Origin of the sequence: Streptomyces sp. NPDC002463, from assembly GCF_042889835.1 — a bacterium.
In the GTDB taxonomy this organism is placed as follows: Bacteria; Actinomycetota; Actinomycetes; order Streptomycetales; family Streptomycetaceae; genus Streptomyces; species Streptomyces nymphaeiformis.
Window position 1 is genome coordinate 358,521 of sequence record NZ_JBIARL010000003.1, and the last position, 19,645, is coordinate 378,165.

A 19,645-nucleotide genomic window follows, 5' to 3' on the forward strand; every position below is an offset into this window, starting at 1 on the left:
GGGGTGCTTCCGCGAACCCTCCTCACCGGCCCGTCGCTCGCCGGCGCCGCCCTCCTCGGCCATCTGGAGCAGGGCCGGGAGTGGCCGCTCCTCGTGTGGGCCCCCGGCCCGGGCGTCCGCATGGTGTCGAGCGCGGTCCTCGGCGGAGGCATCGGCGAGCGGCGCTGGGTCGTCAACGCTCAGGTCCCGCCAGGCTACGCCCGGCTCGACCCCGTCACGCACCTCCGCGACCTGGCCTCCGGGGCGGGACTCGAAGGCGAGGGCGTCGGCCTCATGACCGCGGCTTCGGTCGCGGACCGGCGGCACGCCGCGGACGGCGGCGCGGAGGCCCTGGTGACCGCCGGGATCGGGGTACGGGGCTGGGCCGCGGCCCCGGGAGCCGGGGGCGTCGCCGCACCGCGGCCCGGAACGATCAACATCATCGTGTCCCTGCCGGTGCCGCTCACGGACGCCGCGCTGGTGAACGCGGTCGCGACCGCCACCGAGGCGAAGGTGCAGGCCCTGGTGGAACTGGGCGCCGACGCCTCCGGGACACCGACGGACGCGGTCTGCGTGGCGGCGCCGTCGCCCGTCGGAGCGGCCGAGCCCTTCGCCGGGCCGCGGTCCGTGTGGGGGGCGCGCCTCGCCCGCGCGGTGCACGCGGCGACGCGCGCCGCGTGCGCGGAGCAGCTCGTAATCCGCTGATGCCGGCTTCACCCGGACCGCCTGCGCGGAGCAGCACGCGACCCGCCGACCCGGCCCCTCCCGGACCACCTGAGCGAAGCAGCACATGACCCGCCAGCCCCGGCCCCTCCCGGACCACCTGAGCGAAGCAGCACGCGACCCGCCAGCCCCGGCCCCTCCCGGACCACCTGAGCGAAGCAGCACGTGACCCGCCGGCCCCGGCCCCTCCCGGACCACCTGAGCGAAGCAGCACGCGACCCGCTGATCCGGTTTCCCCGGCCCGGCTCAGCCGTGTGACAGCAGCGCCGCCGTGAGTTCGGCCGCGCGGCGGTGCCAGAGGTCTGCGCCGCGGAGCATGGCGTGGCCGCCCGTCGGCATCGGGATGCCCGCCGCGTCGGCGCCCGCCGCCTTCGCCCGGCGGACGAACTCCCAGGACTGGCGGGCCGAGGTGACCCGGTCGGTCTCGTCGTGGAGCAGGTAGAGGCGACGGCCGCCGAGGTGTTCGACGGGCTCGTCGGCGGGGCACCACGGTGCAAGGGCGACGACCCCGCGTACGGCGGGGTCGCCCGCCGCGCGGAGGGCGGCCCGGCCGCCCATGGAGTGGCCGACGAGCACGACGGGCACGGGCCCGGCCTGCTCACGGAGCCGCGCGAGGGCGGCCTCGGCGTCGCGGGCGGCGTCGGCGCGGTCGCCGTTCCAGCCGCGGTGGCGGTAGCGCACCTCGGCGACCAGCACTCCCCTGCCGCGGACGGCCCGGGCCACGGCCCCGGCGAAGGGGCGCATGCGGAGCGCCGGCAGGTTGAGCGCGGGCGGCGGCTCGGAGCCTTCGGCGCGGCCGCCGTGGAGCAGCAGCACCGCGGCGGTGGGCACGGCGGGCGCGCTGCGGACGACGAGCGCGGTCGGATCGGCACGACGGGCGGGGCACAGGTTCATCGCGCGGCCTTCCCGCTCGTCCCCCGGCACGGTGGCCGGGGGACGTACGCGCGCGTGCGGGCCGTGCGGGCCGGGTCACCGGGCCGCGGCACCATGGGGCCTCCAGGGGTCGTGTGGACGGGACGACGTGAGGGCCGCAGTCTGCCAGGCCGGACGGGCCTTCAGGTACACCGCCTGCCTCACTCCGGCGTGCCCCTCCGCTCGCACCCTCGGTTCGAACACGCACACCCGCACGGATGAGCCCCGCCGTTCCCCCGGCTCCGCTTGCGTGGCCGGGGGCGCGGGCCGTCGGAGAGTGGTCGCCCGAGCCGTCGTCCCGTTCGAGCAGGGAGCCAGATGGGCAGCCGCCTGATCCGTCGTTGCCGCACCACCTTCGTCGTCACGGTGCTCGCCGTCGTGACCGCCGCCGCGCCCGGGATGCCGGGGCCGCCGGGCACCGACGCCTCCGCCGCCGCGCTCCCCTTCGACCCGGGCCCGGCCCGGGCGGGCCTGGAGCGCCTGCTGCCCTCCCAGGCAGAGCAGTTCACCCTGGTCCCGGTCGGGGAACCGGCCTCCGGGGACTACTTCTCGGTTTCCGGCAGGGCGGGCTCGATCCAGGTGAGGGGCACCTCGCCGGCCACGCTGCTCACCGGCGTGGGCTGGTACCTGGAGCGGGTCGCGGGGGTCGACATCGGCTGGCCGGGCGACAGCCTCGGCCGGCTTCCGGCCACGCTCCCCGCGGTGTCCGGGACCATCACCCGGTCGGCCGCCGTACCGCACCGCTACGCCCTCAACGACACCGACGAGGGGTACTCCGGCGCGTACCGCGACTTCGCCTCGTACCAGCGTGACATCGACCTGATGGCGCTGCACGGGGTGAACGAGGTCTTCGTGCCGACCGGCGCCGAGTACCCCTACTACCGGGCCCTCCAGGAGTTCGGCTACGACGCCGCGGAGCTGCGCGCCTGGATCCCGGGACCGGCGCACCAGGCCTGGTGGCTGCTGCAGAACATGTCAGGTTACGGCGGTCCGGTGTCCGAGCAGCTGATCGAGGCGCGGGCCGCGCTGGGAAGCCGGATCGCGGCGCACCTGCGTTCGCTGGGGATGACGCCCGTCCTGCCGGGCTTCTTCGGCACGGTGCCTCCGGGCTTCGCCGCACGGAACCCCGGCGCCGTCACCGTCCCGCAGGGCAAGTGGGTCGGGTTCGCGCGGCCGGACTGGCTGGACCCGACCGGACCCGTCTTCGCGGAGCTGGCCGCCGCCTACTACCGGGCGCAGCAGCGCCGGTTCGGTGACAGCGACATGTTCAAGATGGACCTGCTGCACGAGGGCGGCACCCCCGGGCCGGTCGATGTGACGCGGGCGGCGGAGGCCGTGCAGCGGGCCCTGGAGACGGCGCGTCCCGGCGCCACGTGGGTGATGCTCGGCTGGCAGAACAACCCGTCCACGGCTCTGCTCGGCGGAGTGGACCGGAGCAGGGTGCTGATCGTCGACGGTCTCTCCGACCGGTACGAGGGGCTCGACCGCGAGAAGCAGTGGGGCGGCACGCCGTACGCGTTCGGCGCGATCGCCAACTTCGGCGGTCACACCAGCCTGGGCGCCAACACCGGCGTGTGGACGGAGCGCTTCCGGACCTGGCTCACCCGGTCGGACAGCGCGCTGCGCGGCATCGCCTACCTCCCGGAGGGCACCGGCGGGAACCCCGCCGCGTTCGACCTGTTCACCGAACTCGCCTGGGAGCCGGGCCCGGTCGACCAGCGCGCCTGGTTCGCCGCGTACGCGGCCCGGCGCTACGGCGGCGCCGACCCGCACGCGGCCGCCGCGTGGGAGCAGCTGCGCCTCGGCCCGTACAGCGGTGCTTCCGGTACGTGGAGCGAGCCGCAGGACAGCCTCTTCACCGCGCGGCCGAGCCTGACGGCGACGAAGGCGGCACGCTGGAGCCCCACCGCCATGCGGTACGAGGCCGGCACGGTGGAGCGTGCCCTGGCTGAGCTGCTCCAGGTGGCCCCGGCGCTGCGGGCCTCGGACGCGTACCGCCACGACCTGGTGGACGTGGCGCGCCAGGCGCTCACCAACCGCGGCCGCGTCCTGCTGCCACGCGTCAGGGCCGCGTACGAGGCCGGGGATCTGGAGCGCTTCCGAGCGCTGGTGCGCGAGTGGAACGCCTCGGAGGAGCTGCTCGGCCGGCTCGTCGCCTCCGACCGGCGCTTCCTGCTCGGTCCGTGGCTCGCCGCCGCCCGCTCCTGGGCAGCCGACGCGGAGGAGCGCGACCGCCTGGAGTACGACGCCCGCTCGATCCTCACGACCTGGGCCGACCGGGGGCCGAGCGATTCCGCCGGCCTGCACGACTACGCCAACCGCGAGTGGGCCGGTCTCGTGCAGGACGTGTACGCGCCGCGCTGGGCCGCGTACTTCGCGAGCCTCGACACGGCGCTCGTCCAGGGCACGGCCCCCGCCGCCATCGACTGGTTCGCCCGGGAGGACGCCTGGGCGCGCGGCCACCAGGCCTACCCGACCTCGCCGACGGGTGACCCGGTCGCCCTCGCGGGCGAGGTCGCGGCGGCTCTGGCCGTGGCGGGCGCGGCCGGGCGGTGACGCGGTGTGCGGCCGGGCCCCTTCGATGAGGTGGACCCGGCCGCCGTCGGTGCCCCGGCGGTCACCCCCGGCCGCGTGAGAACCAGTTCTTCCGCGGCGCGGCCCCGTCCTGCTTGTCCGGCCAGGCCGGGTCGCCCGGGGCGGCGAACGGGACGGGTACCGCCGCGCCCGGCGGGGCCGGGGGAAGGGGCCGGGTCGGCGGCTGCAGACGCTTCAGCCTCGCCCGCCACGGGCCGTCCGCCATCTCGAAGTGGACGATGAGCGGCCCCTCGGGAAGCGGAACGGTCTCGCGTCGCTTGCCGATCTCGTTCACCACGTTGTCGTACCGGGGCAGGGTCGTGTGGTCGTCGTGCCCCGTGAGCTCGTAGACGTGGACGATGAGGTTGTCGTCGCCGCGGTAGTGGACGGCCAGGTCCGCCACGCCTCCCGTGTGCAGCAGGACGTCGGGGCCGCGGAACTCCGCCTCCTCCTCCGTCAGGCGACGGGCCGCCGCCAACGGCGACACCTGGACCTGCCAGGGCCCCTCGGCCTGCAGCTTCAGACGCAGGGTGCCGTTCGCCGGGACCGTGGCGAGCAGCCGGCCCTGGAAGTCCTCCTCCGTACTGTTGACGAGGTTGTCCTCCTCCTTGTTGCGCCGGTTGAGCACCCAGAGGCCCGTGTACCCGTCGCCCCGGACGTCGAGCTGGACGACGACCGGCCCGGGCGGAAGCCCGGCCACGGTGATCACGTCGTTGTCCCGTCCCGTCTCGGTGTACGGCTCGAAGACGGGCCCGTACGTCCACCAGTCGGCGCCGCCGGGCGGGGCCGGGGTCACGGGCGGGACCGCGGCGGGAGGGACCGCTGCCGGAGCGCCCGCCGCGGGCGGAGGCGCGAATCCGGGTGCGGGAACCGCCCCGGCGGGCGGAGACGCGAAACCGGGCGGGGCAGCCGGCCCTGCCGACGGAGGCGCGAAGCCCGGTGCGGGGGCGACAGCCGGCCCTGCGGGCGGAGGCGCGAAGCCCGGCATCGGCGCGGGAGCCGCGACGGCGGGCGGAGGTGCGTAACCGGGTGCGGGAACCGCCCCGGCGGGCGGAGGGGCGAATCCCGGCGCGGGCGCAGGAGGAGCCACGGCCTGCGCCGGCACACCACCGCCGGGCGGCGCTCCGTTCCCTCCCTCGTCGGCCACGTCCACGCCGTGGTCCGTGGCCAGACCCGCGAGACCGCTCACCCATCCCTGGCCCACGGCGCGGAACTTCCATCCGCCCGCCCGCCGGTAGAGCTCGGCCAGCACCATCGCCGTCTCCCCGGCGGCGTCCGTGACGTCGTACCGGACCACCGAGGTGCCGTCGGGCGCGAAGGCCTCCACCGACAGTCCGGAGGCGTCCCGCATCGCGCCGCGCTCCGTCGAACCGACCACGAGGACGCGCGTGATCTGCTCCTCCACGGCGGTGAGGCCGACCTCCAGCCACGCCGTACCCGACCGGCCCGGCCCCGTCGCCGCCTCCGTCAGGCGGACGGCTCCGGAGGGATGCACCGGGGCTCCGTGGAAGACGACGTCTCCGTCGCCCCTGACCTTTCCGGTCTCCCCGAGCAGCAGCGCCATGGCGTCCACGCCACCGCGTACGGCGATCCTCAACGGCACCGACGGAACGAATCCGTTGCTTCCCTTGGTCATCTCCCCCACGGCAGCCCGACCTTTCCTTCTCCGCTCCCACCCGAGTCCCTCACAAAGAGGATCTTGCAGCCGTCGGCGCTTCCGGGACAAGGTCCCGGCCCTGCGCTGCCGCCGGTGCTCCGGGACCGCGCGGACCCGTCCGGCGTAGGCTTCCCTCCGACACGGACGGGGCGAAGAGGGGGGCGCATGACGGTCGGTACGGCGGGCAGGTGGGGGTCGAGCCTCGACTCGGTCGTGGTGTACGCGCAGGGTGCGCTCTGCCGGCGCCTGGCCCGGGGCGTCGTGCCGCCGGACGGCCGGGTACGGGTGACGGGGCTGCCCCGCGCGCTCGACCCCGGTTCGCTGCGGGCCCGGGTCCTGGGCACCTCCGGGGCGCGGGTGACCGAGGCGCGCGTGGAGGTCGAGGCGGAGCCGTACGACGACGGCGTTCCCGACGGACTGCGGCGCGAGGTGGACCGGCTGAGCGAGGCCCACATGGCGGCGCGGGCGCGCCGCGACCGGCACCAGGCCCTGATCGCGGAGATCGACGGTCTGCGCCCGATTCCGCCCGGCCGCAAGCGCGAGGACCCGCACCGGCGCACGCCGGTCGACGCCTGGCTGGAGCTCGCCGATTTCGTCGACGAGCGGCTGACGGGGCTGCACGCCCGGCTCGTCGAACTGGACGAGGCGGTACGGCTCGCCGAGCACGAGTGCGACGTCGCCCACGACAGGCTCCACCGCGCCTCCACCGACGCGCCGTCGGCTCATGTCGCGACCTCGGTCTGCGCCGTACTGACCCTCGAAGGCGGCGCCGGGTCGGAGGAGGTGGAACTGGAGCTGGAGTACGGCGTGCCCGGTGCCGTCTGGGTGCCGACGTACCGCCTCACCCACCGTCAGGGCGACGGCAGCGGGCAGCTGGTGCTGCGTGCCTCGGTCGCGCAGCGCACCGGCGAGGACTGGACCGGGGTGCGCCTCGCCCTGGCCACCGCCGACCTGCGGCGCCGCACCGATCTGCCGGCGCTCCGCTCGCTCCGGATCGGGCGGCGTCAGTCCGCGCCCGCGCCGTCCGGCTGGCGCGAGCCCCCGGCGGGGCTCGCCGATCTGTTCACCGGGTACGAGGCGGCCGGCCCCGCGCCGCTCCGTGGCGGCTCGGCGGTGGGGGGCGCCGTCGCCGGCTCCGCGTCCCTGCCCGTGGCGGCGCCCGCACCCGTGCCGGCACCGGCACCGCCCGCGCCGCCGGCGTTCACCGGTCCGCCGCAGCCCGGTGACGCGTACGGCTTCGCCCCGGAGTTCCTCGGGAGCGGGGCGCCGGACGCCGTGCGGGCGGCGGCGCCGCGGCCGGCCGGCCGTCCGCGCGCCGGTGGCCGGGGCGGCTTCGGATCCCGCCCGCCCCAGGCACCCGCGGCTCCCGGCGCGGCGGCACCCGCTGCGGCGGCTCCGGCTCCGCCGCCACCGCCGGCGGGTCCGCCGCAGCCGAGCGGCACCGAACTCGACTACGCCGCCCTCGTGCTGTCCGGCCCCGAGGAGCCGGGTGCTCGCCGTGGCCGGCTGTTCCCGGGCGCCTCCTCCGACGCGGTGGCCGACGAGTACCGGCGCCGCGCCGAGGCGGTGGCCGGTCTGCCGCTGCCCAGGCACGCGGTGCGCCCCCGTACGTCGGCGGGCTCGTTCGACCACCGCTTCGACGCGGCCGCCCGCGCCGACATCCCCTCGGACGGCACCTGGCACACCGTCACCGTCGGCGAGATCCCGGTCGTCCTGCACACCGAGCACATCTGTGTGCCGTCCGTGGACCAGACCGTGTACGCGACCCTCCTGGTCTCCAACACCACCCGCCAGGCGCTGCTCGCCGGCCCGGTCGAGGTCACCGTCGACGACGAGCACCTGCTGACCGCCGCCCTGCCCACGCTCGCGCCCGGCGGCGTCCGCCGCCTCGGGCTCGGGCCCGCCGAGGGCGTCCGCGTCACCCGCCGCACCCATCTGAAGGAGTCGACCGCGGGGCTGCGCAACCACGTCACCGTGCTCGACCACCGCGTCCACGTCGAGCTCGCCAACCGCCTCGCGGGGCCCGTCACCGTCGAGGTCCACGAGCGGGTTCCGGTCTCCTCCGAGCCGGACGTCCGCATCGAGGAGCGCGCCGACTGGTCGGCGCCCGAGGACGCCGCTCCGGAGCGGCACGCCCCGGGCACCCGCGTCTGGCGGGTGGAGCTGCCCGCCGGCGGCACCGCCGCGCTCGACGGCGGCTACGAGATCCGCATCCCGGCCGGCAAGGCCCTGGTCGACGGCAACCGCAGGAGCTGACACACGCCATGTCCACGGAACCCAGGCCGATCGCCCTTCCCGTCACCGCCGTCACCTGTCTGGAGGACCGCGCCCACGTCGAGCGCACCGCCGTGCTCGATCTGGAGGCAGGCGTGCAGCGCCTGCGCCTCGGGCCGGTCAGCGCGCTCGCCGTCGACCGCTCCCTCCACGCCGAGCTGGCCTCCGACCATCCGGCCACCGTCCTCGACGTGCGGGTCGTCCGCGACTGGACGCCGCCCGGGCCGGTGCCGCCCGCCGAGGGCGACTCCGCGCTCCGCCACCGCGCGCACGCCCTCGAAGAGGAGCGGCTCGCCGTCGAGCAGCGGCGCGACCGGCTGCGGACGCGCCTCGACCTGCTCGGCCGGCTCGCGGCCGATCTGCTGCGGGAGATCGGCGAGGGCGCCGGTCACGGAGAGTCCGAAGGGGCCCGCTGGGGCCGGGAACTCGACCGCGTGGACGCCGAGCGGGACACCCACGGTGAGGAACTCCGTACCGCGGAGGCCCGGTTGGCGGTCCTCACCACGGAACTCACCGAGACCCGGCGGGCCATGGAGCTCGCCGAGGAGGAGCCCGCCGAGCTCGTCGCCCATGTCGAGCTGACGGTGGACTCCACCGTGGCCGGGCCCGTACGCCTGCGGCTGAGCCACCTCGCGCCGTGCGCCCTGTGGCGGCCCGCGTACCGTGCCGTGCTCGACGGGGACTCCCTGACCCTGGAGACCGAGGCCGTGGTCTGGCAGCGCACCGGCGAGGACTGGTCGGACGTACGGCTGACGCTGTCGACCGCCCGCTCGGCGCTCGCCACCGATCCGCCGCGACTGACCGAGGACCGGCTGACGCTCAAGGACCGCACGGCGGCGGAGCGCCGCACGATCGACGTCGAGCTGCGCGAGGAGGAGATCGCGACGCTCGGACCGGCCCCGGCGCTCGGCCTGCCGGGCGTGGACGACGGCGGCGAGACGCGGGTCCTGCACTCCCCCGCGCCCGTCTCCGTGCCGAGCGACGGCCGCGCCCACCGGGTGCCGCTCTCCTCCTTCACGACGGCCGCGAGCAGCGAGTACGCCTGCTCCCCCGAACTCTCGCCGTTGGTCACGCAGTTGGTGCGGTTCGACAACCTGTCCGGGCACGCGCTGCTCGCCGGCCCCGTGGACCTGGTCAGGGGCAGCGGCTTCACCGGCCGCGGCACGCTGGACTTCACGGCGCCCGGCGCGGCCGTCGAGCTCGCCTTCGGCAGTCGCGACGACCACCGGGTGGTGCGGTACGCGGAGGAGTCCCGCGACACGACCGGCCTCACGCAGCGGACCGTGGTCACCCGCACGGTCCGGCTGCACCTGTCCCGGTTCTCGGCGCCCGGGGAGGCGGACGACCGGCTGGTCGTCCTCCGGGAGCGGATCCCCGTCTCCGAGGTCTCGGCGGTGGAGGTGCGCCTGCGCGGGGAGGCCTGCTCGCCGGCGCCGGACGCCGTGGACGACGAGGGCATCGTCCGCTGGGACGTCACGCTGCCGCCGGGCGGACGGCGTACGGTCACGCTGGTGTACGAGCTGTCGGCGACGTCCAAGGTCGCCGGGCTCTGAGCCGCGGAGGGTCACGGGGCCGGGCACTTTACCAGCCCGGCACCCTTCCCATCCGGAACTCCCCCTACTCTCCACAACCGTGTGGTTGCGTGCGGTAGTCATGAGGGCGGGAGGGAACACCTTGGTCTTCAGTCTGGGTCGCCGCCGCAAGGCCGCCGCTGTCAGCACTTGTCCGTTCACGTCCGCCCCCTCGTCCGGCGAGTGGCAGGGCCGACCACACACATCCGTACCGCAGGTGACGGACCGTCGGGAGGCGGAGAGCTTCGTCCGGCAGTTCCATCAGGAGCAGCCCGATGCCGGGGACGCGGAGCGCAGGGTCCGCGAGGTGCTCGCCGAGATCGAGCGGAACGGCACGTACGAGCACACCCCCGCCGAACTCTCCTTCGGCGCCCGGGTCGCGTGGCGCAACGCGGCCCGCTGCATCGGAAGGCTCTACTGGCGGAGCCTCGTGGTGCGCGATCTGCGGCACGTCGCCTCGGCCGACGGCATCGCCGCCGACTGCTTCGAGCATCTGCGGATCGCCGGGAACGGCGGCCGGATCCGCCCGGTGATCTCGGTGTTCGCCCCGGACCGACCGGGCCGCCCCGGGCCCCGGATCGTCAACGACCAGCTGGTGCGGTACGCGGGGCACCGCACCGCCGAGGGCCGCTGGATCGGCGACCCGCGCGCCGCCGCGTCGACCGCCCACGCCCGCGATCTGGGGTGGAAGCGGTCCGAAGAGGCCTTCCAGGTGCTCCCGTTGATGGTCCAGGAGCGTCCGGGCGCGCGACCCGAGTGGTACGAGCTGCCGGACGGTTCCGTGAGGGAGGTGCCGCTCCGGCACCCGGACCACGGATGGTTCGCGGAGCTCGGACTGCGCTGGTACGCGGTACCGGCGATCAGCGACATGACGCTGGAGATCGGCGGGGTGCGCTATCCGGCGGCGCCGTTCAACGGCTGGTACATGGGGACGGAGATAGGCGCCCGCAACCTCGCCGACGCCGAGCGCTACGACCTCCTCCCGGTGGTCGCCGACCGCCTGGGCCTCGACCGCTCCTCGGAGCGGACGCTGTGGCGGGACCGGGCGCTCGTCGAGCTCAACGTGGCGGTGCTGCACTCCTTCCAGGAGGCCGGGGTGACGATGGCCGACCATCACACCGAGTCCGAGCGCTTCCTGCGGCACATCGCGCAGGAGAGCCGGCACGGCAGGCCCACGCCCGCCGACTGGAGCTGGATCGTGCCGCCCGTGTCCGGCTCCACGACGCCGGTCTTCCACCGGTACTACGACCCGGTGGACACGTCCCTGCGCCCCGCGTTCCTCGCCCGGGAGCACTGAAGGCGCCCCGCCCCTCCCTCAGGCGGCGGGGCCGGGCGGCAGGTGGACGGTCATGATCAGGTGGCAGGTCGCCTCGCCCGCGCCGCGGTAGACGTGGGCGGCGCCGCCGGCGAAGGTGGCGCTCTGCCCGGCCTCCACGGTGTGTTCCGCTCCGTCGACGATCAGCGCCATCCGGCCGACGGTGACGCTGACCGTCTCCACGACTCCGGCCTGGTGGGGGCGGCTGGGGTACTCCTCGTCCGGTTCCAGGGTCCGGCGCCAGACCTCGACCGGCGCCGGGCCGGAGGTCGTGAGCATGAGCCGGGGCCTCGCTGCCCAGCCTCCCGGTCCGGAGCGGCGCGACGGCGTCGGCGGTCACGACGCGGACGCCGCCTTCGGCCGGGCCTTCGAGGAGGGCGGAGACGGAGACGCCGAGGGTGTCGGCGAGCCGGACGAGGGTGGCGAAGTTCGGGTTGCCCTGCGCCTTCTCCAGGCCCACCAGGGCGCCCTTGCCGACCTGGGCACGCCTGCCGAGCTCGTCCAGGGACGGGCCGGCCCGGTTGCGGGCCGTCCGCACGTTGCGGGCGAGGGCCCGCAGGGCTGCCTCCGTCTCGGTCAGAGGACTCCGCCGACGTCGCCCTCGAAACCCTGTCCCGCCTCGGCCCGAGTGGCCCGTCCGCCGGGTGAGGGGGACGCTGGAACTGAGCGCGTCCGGGGTTCCGGGCGCCCCGAGGGGAGCGCCCGCCCGGCCGGGAAAGGCCGCGTCATGCGCATGCTGCTGAAGGTTCAGATGGACACCACGGCCTCCAACGAGGCCATCAAGCAGGGCAAGCTGCTGCAGCTCATGGAAAGCGCGATGCAGGAACTCAAGCCCGAGGCGGCGTACTTCACCGTCGACAACGGCTGTCGGACCGCGTTCATCTTCTTCGACCTGGCCGACACCACCCTGATGCCGAAGATCTCGCAGCCGTTCTTCATGGAGATCGGCGCCAAGATCCACTACTTGCCGGTCATGAACCCGGAGGACCTCCGCAAGGGCCTTTCGGCGATCATGCCGTGAGCGGCTTCCGCCAGGTCAGGGAGTACCGGCGGAGCACGTGCCGGCGGTAGCGCACGCCGGGCAGCAGTCGTCGCGCCTCGGTGCGCACCTGCGCGTAGTTCATGCGCGCCTCGGCGACCGGCATTCCCTCAGGGGTCCGTGCGCCGCGCAGCGACTTGGTGATGCGGACGGCCGGCTGGGTGGCGATCCTGAACGTCCAGTCGGCGACGCCTTCGTCGAGGGCCAGGCCGACCACCACCAACGCGCCACCGGGACGCAGCAGTTCACGCATGCGGGTCAGGGCCGACCCGAAGTCCAGGTGGTGGACGGTGGTCACCGAGCAGATGAAGTCGTAGCCCTCGGCGGGCAGATCCACCGTGAGGAAGTCGCCTTCCACGAAGGTGAGTTCCGGACGGCCCGCGGCGGACTCGCGGGCGCGGGCGATCATGTCCGGGGACGTGTCCACCCCGGTGACGTGGCGCGCCCGCCCGGTGAGTCTCCGCGCCAGCAGCCCGTCGCCGCAGCCGACGTCGAGGGCCTCGCCGCATCCTGCGGGAACGGCACGCAGGATGCCCGCGTGGCGGGCCACGTTGGTGTTCCAGTACGGCTGCGAGTCAGGCTTGCGCATCGGGTCATCGTAGGCCCGGCACCGGGGTGAGACGGGCTCAGGCGGGTTTCTCCCGGCCCACGTAGCGGATGACCTCGCAGTCGTCGAGGATCACCAGGCCCTCCTCGACCAGCTCGTCGAGCTCCGGCAGGAAGGCGCGGATCTTCTCCTCGGTGTCGACGATGACCACGGCCACGGGCAGGTCCTCGCTCAGCGAGAGCAGCCTCTGCGTGTGGATCAGCGAGGACGCTCCGAAGCCCTCGATGCCGCGGAACACGCTCGCGCCCGCGAGACCGGCCTCGCGTGCCCGTCCGACGATCTGGGTGTACAGCGGCTTGTGGTGCCACAGATCGGTCTCCCCCACGAAGACCGTCACCCGCAGGGCCCTGCCCGTCAGCCTGGTCATCGCCGCCTCCAGCCGTGAACGCGGGGGCGCGGCACGCCCGTACTTCGAGTCTACGGTCGTGCCGCCGGGGGCCCACGGTCGTGCCTCCGGGGGAGGGGACCGGCCGGGGATGCCGGCCCCCTCCCCGAGCGGAGTCGGTCAGCAGCCGCTCGTGAGCCAGCGGCAGGCCGTGATCAGCGCGGCGGCGTGCTCCTCGCCGCGGGCGTCCTCGGTGCGGACCTCCTCGGGCAGGACCTGCAGGGCGTCGATGTCGAACTCGGTCATGACGGTCTCCTTCGATTGATGCGGATACTTCGGTGGATCGCCGGCGGCCTCGGGCCGCCGGACACTCAGGGGTGGGCCGGCCCGTCCTCGGGCAGCCAGGCCCGCGGGCCTCCGCAGCGCATGCGCAGCAGCAGGGAGAGGCTCCCGGCGAGGCCGGTGGCGTACTCGGCGAGGACTGTCCTGCGGTTCTCGTCGGGCACGAGGAGGCGCCCGTCGCGCAGCACGGCCTGCGCGGCCAGGTGCTCGACGAGGAGCTCGGCGGCGGCGCGGTGACTCTCGTCGCCCGTCCGGTCGGCGGCGTCGAGGAGGAACTCGGCGTTTCCCGCGAGGCCGTGGCAGGTGGCCGGCGAGTCGGTCACCCTGCCCGCCCGGACGGCGCGGGCCGCGCCGTCCACCAGGTCGCGCACGCGCTTGTCGGACGCGCCGGTCGCCGCCCAGAGCCGGACCAGGAAGGTGCCGACGCCGGAGGAACCGCTGCACCAGTGCCGGGCGAGCTCCGGGGAGTCGGAGAGGTGGCGGGCCCTGTCGACGGGCCAGAGCGCACCTGCCGGTCCGCTGCGCGCGGCGGTCGCGAGGGTGGCTCCCGCCTCGGTGGCCGCGTCGAGGAACCGTACGTCCCCGGTGGCCTCCGCCGCGAGCAGGAGGAACGTGCCGACCCCGGCCACGCCGTGCGCGAAGCCGTAGTGCCAGGCGCCGGCGAGCGCCGAGGCGAAGTCCTCCGGCACCGGCCAGAAGACCCCCTCCGGGGTGCGCCGCGCCGCGCCGAGCAGTCCGTCCGCGGCCTCGGCGGCGCGGTCCAGGAACCGGGGGTCTCCGGTCGTGCGCCAGAAGTGCAGCTGTGTCAGTCCGGAGCCGGCCACGCCGTGGCAGACGTCCGGGTTGGGGCCGCGCACGGGCAGGCCGAGGGCGAGCGCGACGGCCCGGTCCGCCAGGGCGGTGTCGTCCAGGACCCGTGCGGCGTCGAGCAGGGCCCAGGCCGTGCCCGAACGGCCGAAGTGCAGGCCGGGCGGGTCGCTCGGCAGGGTCTCCTGCCGCTCCAGGGTCCAGTGGGCGGCGGAGCGGAGGCCTTCGGCGAGCGCTTCGCGGGTCACGGGCGTCACGGTGCCGGTCTCCGGGAGGCCGAGCCCGGCGTCCCCGTGGCCGAGGGCCCGCGCGAGGAGGGCGACGCCGCCGGCCGAGCCGTGTTGCAGCGCCACCGGGTCGCAGGTCTCGCCGAACGAGTCCGAGGCCCACAGCCGTTCGGGGTCGTGCGGGCGCATCGTGGCCAGCAGGTGGGCGATGCCGTCGTGCAGGAGACGCGCCCGCGTCGCGACCGGGTCCGGGCGTTCGACGAGGGACCGATCGGCGTCCGGGCGTTCCACACGGGTCCGCTCGGCTTCCGGCCCCGCAGGTGTCCCCGACAGGAACTCCCTTGCCCGGTCCAGGCTCCATCGCTCCCCGGGTTCGTCCCGCGTCAGCCCCAGGATCAGCGGCGCGTGGCGTCGTACGAGTCCGTGGTCCCGGGCGAGCAGGTTCACGAGCTCCGCGAGGCGCCGCTCGTCCGGCCGTGCCGTCTCCCGCGGGAGGTCCTCCGCCAGCACCGGATCTGCGCCGCTCAGGGCGTGCAGGACCGTGGCGCCGAGGGCATAGAGGTCGACGCTCGGCGGCAGGGCGGGGGCCACCTGGTCGAGGGCGCGCAGCTCGGGGGCCGTGTAGCCGGGGGTGGCGCCGAGTATCCAGCGCTCCCCCTCCCGGGCCGCCATCTCCAGGTCGATGAGGACGAGCCGTCCGTCCGGGGTGACCATGACGTTGTTGGGGTTGAAGTCGTGCAGGGTGACGCCGAGTTCGTGGGCGGTGGCGACGAGATCGACGAGCTGTCGGACCCGTGACGCGGCCGTACGGTCGTCGGCGCAGGCCTCGCCGTCCCGGGCCACGTGCTCGGCGACGGTGCGCCGCAGCGTGGCCCCCGGAACCGCTTCGGTGGCGAGGAAGACACTGCCCTGCTGTTCGAACACCTCGACGAGCCCGGGGACCCGGTCGGGGCGCTCCCGCCCGAACCGTTCGAGCAGTGCGGCCTCGCGGCGCAACAGGTCCCGGACGTCCAGGCCTTCGAGGCCGGCCCCCACGTGGGGCCGCGCCTGCTTGACGACGACCTGTGCGCCGGTACGGGTGTCCTCGGCCCGGAACACCCCGCCCTTGTTGGAGTGCTGGATCGCGCCCCGTACGAGGAAGCGGTCGCCGAGCAGGACGGGCTTGGCCGTGGCGGTGCTGCGCGCGGGTGCGGCGGGGCGGTCGGGGAACGGGTCGCCGGCCCAGGTCGGCGGGCTGAACCAGGCGTTGCGCTCGTCGGCGACCGGCCGCCCCTCGGGATCGGTGAGACGGGCGGCGAAGGAGCCGTCGGCGGTCAGTTCCCGGACGCCCTTGAACACGCCGTACCGGTAGAAGAGCTGACTGCCGGGAAGATAGCGCCGGTCGGAGAGGACGGCGGGGCCCGGAAGTCCCTCGGTGGCGCGGTGGAGTTCCTCGGCGAGCAACCGGAACTGCTCGTCGTCGGCGGGGTACACGGTCAGGAACTTGCCGCCCCCGCCGCGTGCGAAGCGCCCGGACACCAGCGCGGCGACCTTGGCCGGGGTCCCGGCGAACTTGAAGGCCGCGCGGCGGGCGACCAGGACCTCGGCGGACCGGGCGAGCACCAGAGGCGCCGAGAGCGGGGTGGCCGGGACGTGCAGCTTCCATCCCTGGGCCCGTGCGACGGCGCCGTCGGGCACGACGTGGCACCAGAACTCACCGGGTTCGACGCTCCAGTCCGCCCTCGCCGGATCCGGCGAGGTACGGGCGATCACGGCGCGCGCGATGTCCGGCAACAGGGCCCGGTCGGCGGGGCTTTCGGCGCGCGACCGCCGGGGGCCGGGGCCGGACGGGGAATGCGCGGTGGGTGACGACACGCTCTTCGTCCTCGCGTTTCGCATGGGTGACGAGCAGGGGCCGGGTGTCCTGCCGTAAGGCCGGGTGTCCCCGCGGAAGGGACCGGTCGGTCCTACTGGAGGGGCCGGTCGTAGTCGTCGCCCCAGCTGGTGTCCAGGGGGTTCGCGGCGACCGTCCGCGTCGTCCCCGGTGCGTCGTCCGTCGTGGCGGCGGTCGCTCCGCCGGCGAGCAGGACGGCGAGGAGGAGAAGGCAGCGGACGGCAACGGACATGGTGCGGCTCCTGGTTCGGGAGTGGAGAGGGCGGCGGGAAGCTCCGTGTCTGGCGGGTTCACGCCGTATGTCGGCCTGATGGGGTTTCCCTCGGCCGGACACCACCAGTTCATCCCGGCGAGCCCGCTTGGTCCAGCGCCATGACCTGGCAATACCCTGCATGGCACGGAAGTAGCAGGGCCGCATCACGGGGGAAACAGGTGACTACTGGGGTGGATGTGGACGGAATGCCTCGGCTGGACGCCGGAGCCGTCGCCGTCTTCGCGTACGTACTGGAGCACGGCAGCCTCCCTGCCCTGCCGCGGGACGGGCTTCCGGCCCTCGGGCTGAGCGGGGCGGAGGTCGAGGCGGCCTGCCGCACCCTGGAGCGGCTGCGTCTTCTGCGGCCGGCGCCGGGGCACCCCGGGGAGCTGATCCCGGTGAACCCGGAGGCCGCCGCGGCGGAGGTGGTCGGGCCGGTGGAGGCACAGCTCGCCCGGGCCGCCGCGCACGCCCAGTCGCTCCGTGACGATCTGCACTCCCTGATGCCGCGGTACCGCGCGGCCCGGCGCGAACAGGGCCGCCGGGAGGGCCTCGACGTGCTGCCCGACATGGCGGCCGCCTCCGCGATGCTCACCGAGGAGTCGGCCCGTTGCCGGGAGGAGGTGTTCAGCATCCAGCCCGGCGGCGGGCGGGCCGCGCACCGGCTCGGGGACGCCGTCGAGCGGGACGTCGCGATGCTCAGCCGGGGCGTGCGGATGCGCACGCTGTACCAGCACTCGGCGCGGTCCAGCCTGTCGACCCAGGGGTACGTGGAGCGGCTCACCGAGGCCGGTGCCGAGTACCGGACCGCCGCCGAACTCCCCGACCGGGCCGTGGTGTTCGACCGTTCCGTGGCCTTCCTGCCCCGGCGCGCCGACGGCGGTACGGGCGAGGGCGCGGTCCTGGTACGGGACCCCGACGTGGTGGCGTACCTCTGCCGGGTGTTCGAGCAGCACTGGTCCGGAGCGGTCCCGTTCCGGGGCAGCAGCGAGGCGGCGTACAAGGAGGTCGGTCCCAGTCTGCGGCGGGCACTCGTGGGGCTGCTCGCGGAGGGCGCGAAGGACGAGGTGATCGCCCGGCGGATGGGGATGTCGCTGCGTACATGTCGCCGTCACATCGCCGATCTCCTGGAGGAGTTGGGGGCGGAGAGCCGCTTCCAGGGCGGTGCGCTCGCGGAGCGCGCCGGGCTCACGGGCACGGAGCTCGGCACGGACGCCACCGAGGGCGCGGCCCACCGGTAGGGTGCCCTCCGTTCAACAGTGTTCTGCGTGGGGAGACATGGGTTACATGGGCGGTCAGCAAGCGGACCGGAGCGGCTCCGAGATCTTTCAGCCGCTGGCGGCGGACGACCCGACGACGGTCGCCGGTTACCGGCTCGCCGCCCGGCTCGGCGCCGGCGGCATGGGCAAGGTGTATCTGTCGTACACGCCCGGCGGCCGGCCGGTGGCGATCAAGCTGATCCGTCCCGAGTTCGGCGAGGACGCCGAGTTCCGCCGCCGGTTCGCCCAGGAGGTGCGCTCCGCGCAGCGCGTCCAGGGACTGTTCACGGCGCCCGTCATCGACGCGGACCCCGAGGGCACGCAGCCGTGGCTGGCCACCGCCTACGTGCCGGGTCCCTCGCTCGCCGACGCGGTCGTGACGCACGGCGCGCTGCCCGTGGAGACGGTGCTGCTGCTCGTCGCCGGCATGGCCGAAGCGCTGCACGTGATCCACGGGGCGGGCATCGTGCACCGCGACCTGAAGCCGTCGAACGTGCTGCTCGCCTCCGACGGGCCCCGTGTCATCGACTTCGGCATCGCCCACGCGGCCGACGCGACCTCCCTGACGGGCAGTGGGGTCACCATCGGGACGCCGTCGTTCATGGCCCCCGAGCAGGCGGCGGGCAGCCGGGTCACGCCGGCCACGGACGTGTTCGCGCTCGGTCAGGTCGCGGCGTACGCGGCGACGGGCGTCCCCGCCTTCGGCGAGGGCACCGGGCACGGGGTGCTGTACCGGATCGTGCACGAGCAGCCGGACCTGAGCGCCGTACCGGAGCGGCTCACCGAGCTGGTCACGCGCTGCCTCGCGAAGGAGCCCGAGGCCCGGCCGTCGCTCTCCGAGATCATCCAGCTCTGCCAGGCCGCGAACGCGGCGACGGTGCTGCGCCGCCCCGAGGACTGGCTGCCGGGCGCGGTCTCCGCCGAGATCACGGCCCGCGCGGCGGCGCCCGCTCCCCCGCAGACGCCCCCGCCGCCGACGACCGCCCCCTCGGCCGCGCCGGCGGGGTACGCGCCGACGGCGCCGTCCGCGCCGTCGACCCCGCCGCCCGGCTACGGTCCTCCGGTCACCCCGCCGCCGAACACGGTCCCGGTCGTCCCGTCGGCCCCGGTCCCCGCCCCGGCCGCCGCCGCGCCCGCGCCCGGCTTCGCGTACGCGCCGACTCAGGGGCCGGGCGGTCCGGCGTACCCGCCGCAGGCCTACCCCGGTCAGCCGGGGCAGACCTACCCGGGCCGGCCCGGGCCGACCGGTCACCAGCAGCCGCAGAAGAAGGGCGGAGGGCGCGGGCTCGTGGTCGCCCTGGCCGCCGTCCTCGCCTTCGCCGTCGCGGGCGGCGTGACCGCCTACGCCGTCCTGAAGGACAAGGACGAGCCGACGTCCTCGAACGCCGGCGGGAAGCCGAACGGGAAGGGCTCGGCGAGCCCGCAGGGCTCCGGGGGCGCGGGTACCGGGACCGGGACCGGGAGCCCCGCCCCGACGCCGACGCCGACGAAGGCACCGGCCCCGCAGGCCGCCACGTACAAGGACATCGACCTGACGGCCGGCTACCACCTGACCCTCGGGGACGAGAGCGTGCGCCCGCAGGTCGGCGAGGACAACAACTACGACCTCTCCTACGACACGGGCGGGTACCTCGACGCGGAGAGCAGCGGCGGCAACCTGGTCCTGCTCGACCCGGGCCAGGAGGGCTCCCTCGAAGCGTGCCGCGCGGAGACCCGGTTCACCCAGAACATCTACGTGAACAAGCTGTCGCCGGGCCGTCAGGTCTGTGTCACGACGGGGACGGGCCACCTCGGCCTGGTCACCGTCAAGGCGTTCTCTCCGGAGGACTCGCCGAGCACCTACATGACGCTCGACCTGACGGTGTGGCGCAACGCGGCTCCCTCCGCGTCGTCGAGCTGATGACTTCT

Annotated in this window: 15 protein-coding genes and 1 pseudogene; 8 read left to right on the forward strand and 8 right to left on the reverse strand. The window is 75.1% G+C overall.

Features of this window, described 5'->3' with window-relative positions; translation table 11 throughout:
- The first annotated feature begins 3 nt into the window (after nucleotides 1–3).
- Nucleotides 4–684, forward strand: coding sequence for an adenosylcobinamide amidohydrolase (locus tag ACFYX3_RS09495; protein WP_389010244.1), 681 nt, complete (start codon nucleotides 4–6; stop codon nucleotides 682–684).
- A gap of 264 nt (nucleotides 685–948) precedes the next feature.
- On the opposite strand, the gene ACFYX3_RS09500 is transcribed toward ACFYX3_RS09495, so the two are convergent.
- On the reverse strand, nucleotides 949–1,596 hold the full coding sequence (locus tag ACFYX3_RS09500) for an alpha/beta fold hydrolase (protein WP_389010247.1): 648 nt from the start codon (nucleotides 1,594–1,596) through the stop codon (nucleotides 949–951).
- 336 nt (nucleotides 1,597–1,932) lie between these two features.
- Here ACFYX3_RS09500 and ACFYX3_RS09505 point away from each other — a divergent pair, with 336 nt between their 5' ends.
- On the forward strand, nucleotides 1,933–4,170 hold the full coding sequence (locus ACFYX3_RS09505) for an alpha-N-acetylglucosaminidase (RefSeq protein WP_389010250.1): 2,238 nt from the start codon (nucleotides 1,933–1,935) through the stop codon (nucleotides 4,168–4,170).
- A gap of 61 nt (nucleotides 4,171–4,231) precedes the next feature.
- On the opposite strand, the gene ACFYX3_RS09510 is transcribed toward ACFYX3_RS09505, so the two are convergent.
- The gene (locus ACFYX3_RS09510) at nucleotides 4,232–5,824 is read right to left on the reverse strand and encodes a TerD family protein (protein WP_389010253.1); all 1,593 of its coding nucleotides are present in this window, start codon (nucleotides 5,822–5,824) and stop codon (nucleotides 4,232–4,234) included.
- Nucleotides 5,825–6,010: 186 nt separating this feature from the next.
- Here ACFYX3_RS09510 and ACFYX3_RS09515 point away from each other — a divergent pair, with 186 nt between their 5' ends.
- The 3 genes from ACFYX3_RS09515 to ACFYX3_RS09525 all read left to right on the forward strand — a co-directional run bounded on the left by ACFYX3_RS09515 (nucleotide 6,011) and on the right by ACFYX3_RS09525 (nucleotide 10,987).
- Entirely contained in the window at nucleotides 6,011–8,101 is a 2,091-nt protein-coding gene (locus ACFYX3_RS09515) for a DUF4139 domain-containing protein (RefSeq protein WP_389010257.1), read from the forward strand.
- 8 nt (nucleotides 8,102–8,109) lie between these two features.
- A complete protein-coding gene (locus ACFYX3_RS09520; RefSeq protein WP_389010260.1) occupies nucleotides 8,110–9,672 on the forward strand; it encodes a mucoidy inhibitor MuiA family protein in 1,563 nt (520 codons plus the stop codon).
- Between the two features lie 100 nt (nucleotides 9,673–9,772).
- On the forward strand, nucleotides 9,773–10,987 hold the full coding sequence (locus tag ACFYX3_RS09525; protein WP_389010263.1) for a nitric oxide synthase oxygenase: 1,215 nt from the start codon (nucleotides 9,773–9,775) through the stop codon (nucleotides 10,985–10,987).
- An 18-nt stretch (nucleotides 10,988–11,005) separates the two neighbouring features.
- Here the strand turns inward: ACFYX3_RS09525 and ACFYX3_RS09530 are convergent.
- Nucleotides 11,006–11,585: pseudogene (locus ACFYX3_RS09530) on the reverse strand (cupin domain-containing protein).
- Between the two features lie 153 nt (nucleotides 11,586–11,738).
- Between ACFYX3_RS09530 and ACFYX3_RS09535 the strand changes: the two are divergent.
- Nucleotides 11,739–12,026: a hypothetical protein gene (locus tag ACFYX3_RS09535; RefSeq protein WP_389010546.1), complete on the forward strand. Its 288-nt coding sequence runs from the start codon at nucleotides 11,739–11,741 to the stop codon at nucleotides 12,024–12,026.
- Here ACFYX3_RS09535 and ACFYX3_RS09540 read toward each other — a convergent pair.
- The 5 genes from ACFYX3_RS09540 to ACFYX3_RS09560 form a co-directional block, all read right to left on the reverse strand.
- Nucleotides 12,016–12,633: a class I SAM-dependent methyltransferase gene (locus tag ACFYX3_RS09540; protein WP_389010266.1), complete on the reverse strand. Its 618-nt coding sequence runs from the start codon at nucleotides 12,631–12,633 to the stop codon at nucleotides 12,016–12,018. The genes ACFYX3_RS09535 and ACFYX3_RS09540 overlap by 11 nt on opposite strands.
- 37 nt (nucleotides 12,634–12,670) lie before the next feature.
- A complete protein-coding gene (locus ACFYX3_RS09545; RefSeq protein ID WP_382652918.1) occupies nucleotides 12,671–13,018 on the reverse strand; it encodes a DUF190 domain-containing protein in 348 nt (115 codons plus the stop codon).
- Nucleotides 13,019–13,156: 138 nt separating this feature from the next.
- Entirely contained in the window at nucleotides 13,157–13,282 is a 126-nt protein-coding gene (locus ACFYX3_RS09550) for an ALQxL family class IV lanthipeptide (RefSeq protein WP_198540420.1), read from the reverse strand.
- 65 nt (nucleotides 13,283–13,347) lie between these two features.
- Nucleotides 13,348–16,206: a class IV lanthionine synthetase LanL gene (lanL, locus tag ACFYX3_RS09555; RefSeq protein WP_389010270.1), complete on the reverse strand. Its 2,859-nt coding sequence runs from the start codon at nucleotides 16,204–16,206 to the stop codon at nucleotides 13,348–13,350.
- Between the two features lie 92 nt (nucleotides 16,207–16,298).
- A complete protein-coding gene (locus ACFYX3_RS09560; protein ID WP_181924412.1) occupies nucleotides 16,299–16,457 on the reverse strand; it encodes a hypothetical protein in 159 nt (52 codons plus the stop codon).
- 227 nt (nucleotides 16,458–16,684) lie between these two features.
- Here ACFYX3_RS09560 and ACFYX3_RS09565 point away from each other — a divergent pair, with 227 nt between their 5' ends.
- Together ACFYX3_RS09565 and ACFYX3_RS09570 are read left to right on the forward strand one after the other, a co-directional pair.
- Complete coding sequence (locus ACFYX3_RS09565; protein WP_389010273.1) at nucleotides 16,685–17,719, forward strand: hypothetical protein; 1,035 nt, start codon at nucleotides 16,685–16,687, stop codon at nucleotides 17,717–17,719.
- A gap of 46 nt (nucleotides 17,720–17,765) precedes the next feature.
- Complete coding sequence (locus ACFYX3_RS09570; RefSeq protein WP_389010276.1) at nucleotides 17,766–19,637, forward strand: serine/threonine-protein kinase; 1,872 nt, start codon at nucleotides 17,766–17,768, stop codon at nucleotides 19,635–19,637.
- Nucleotides 19,638–19,645 lie beyond the last annotated feature (8 nt).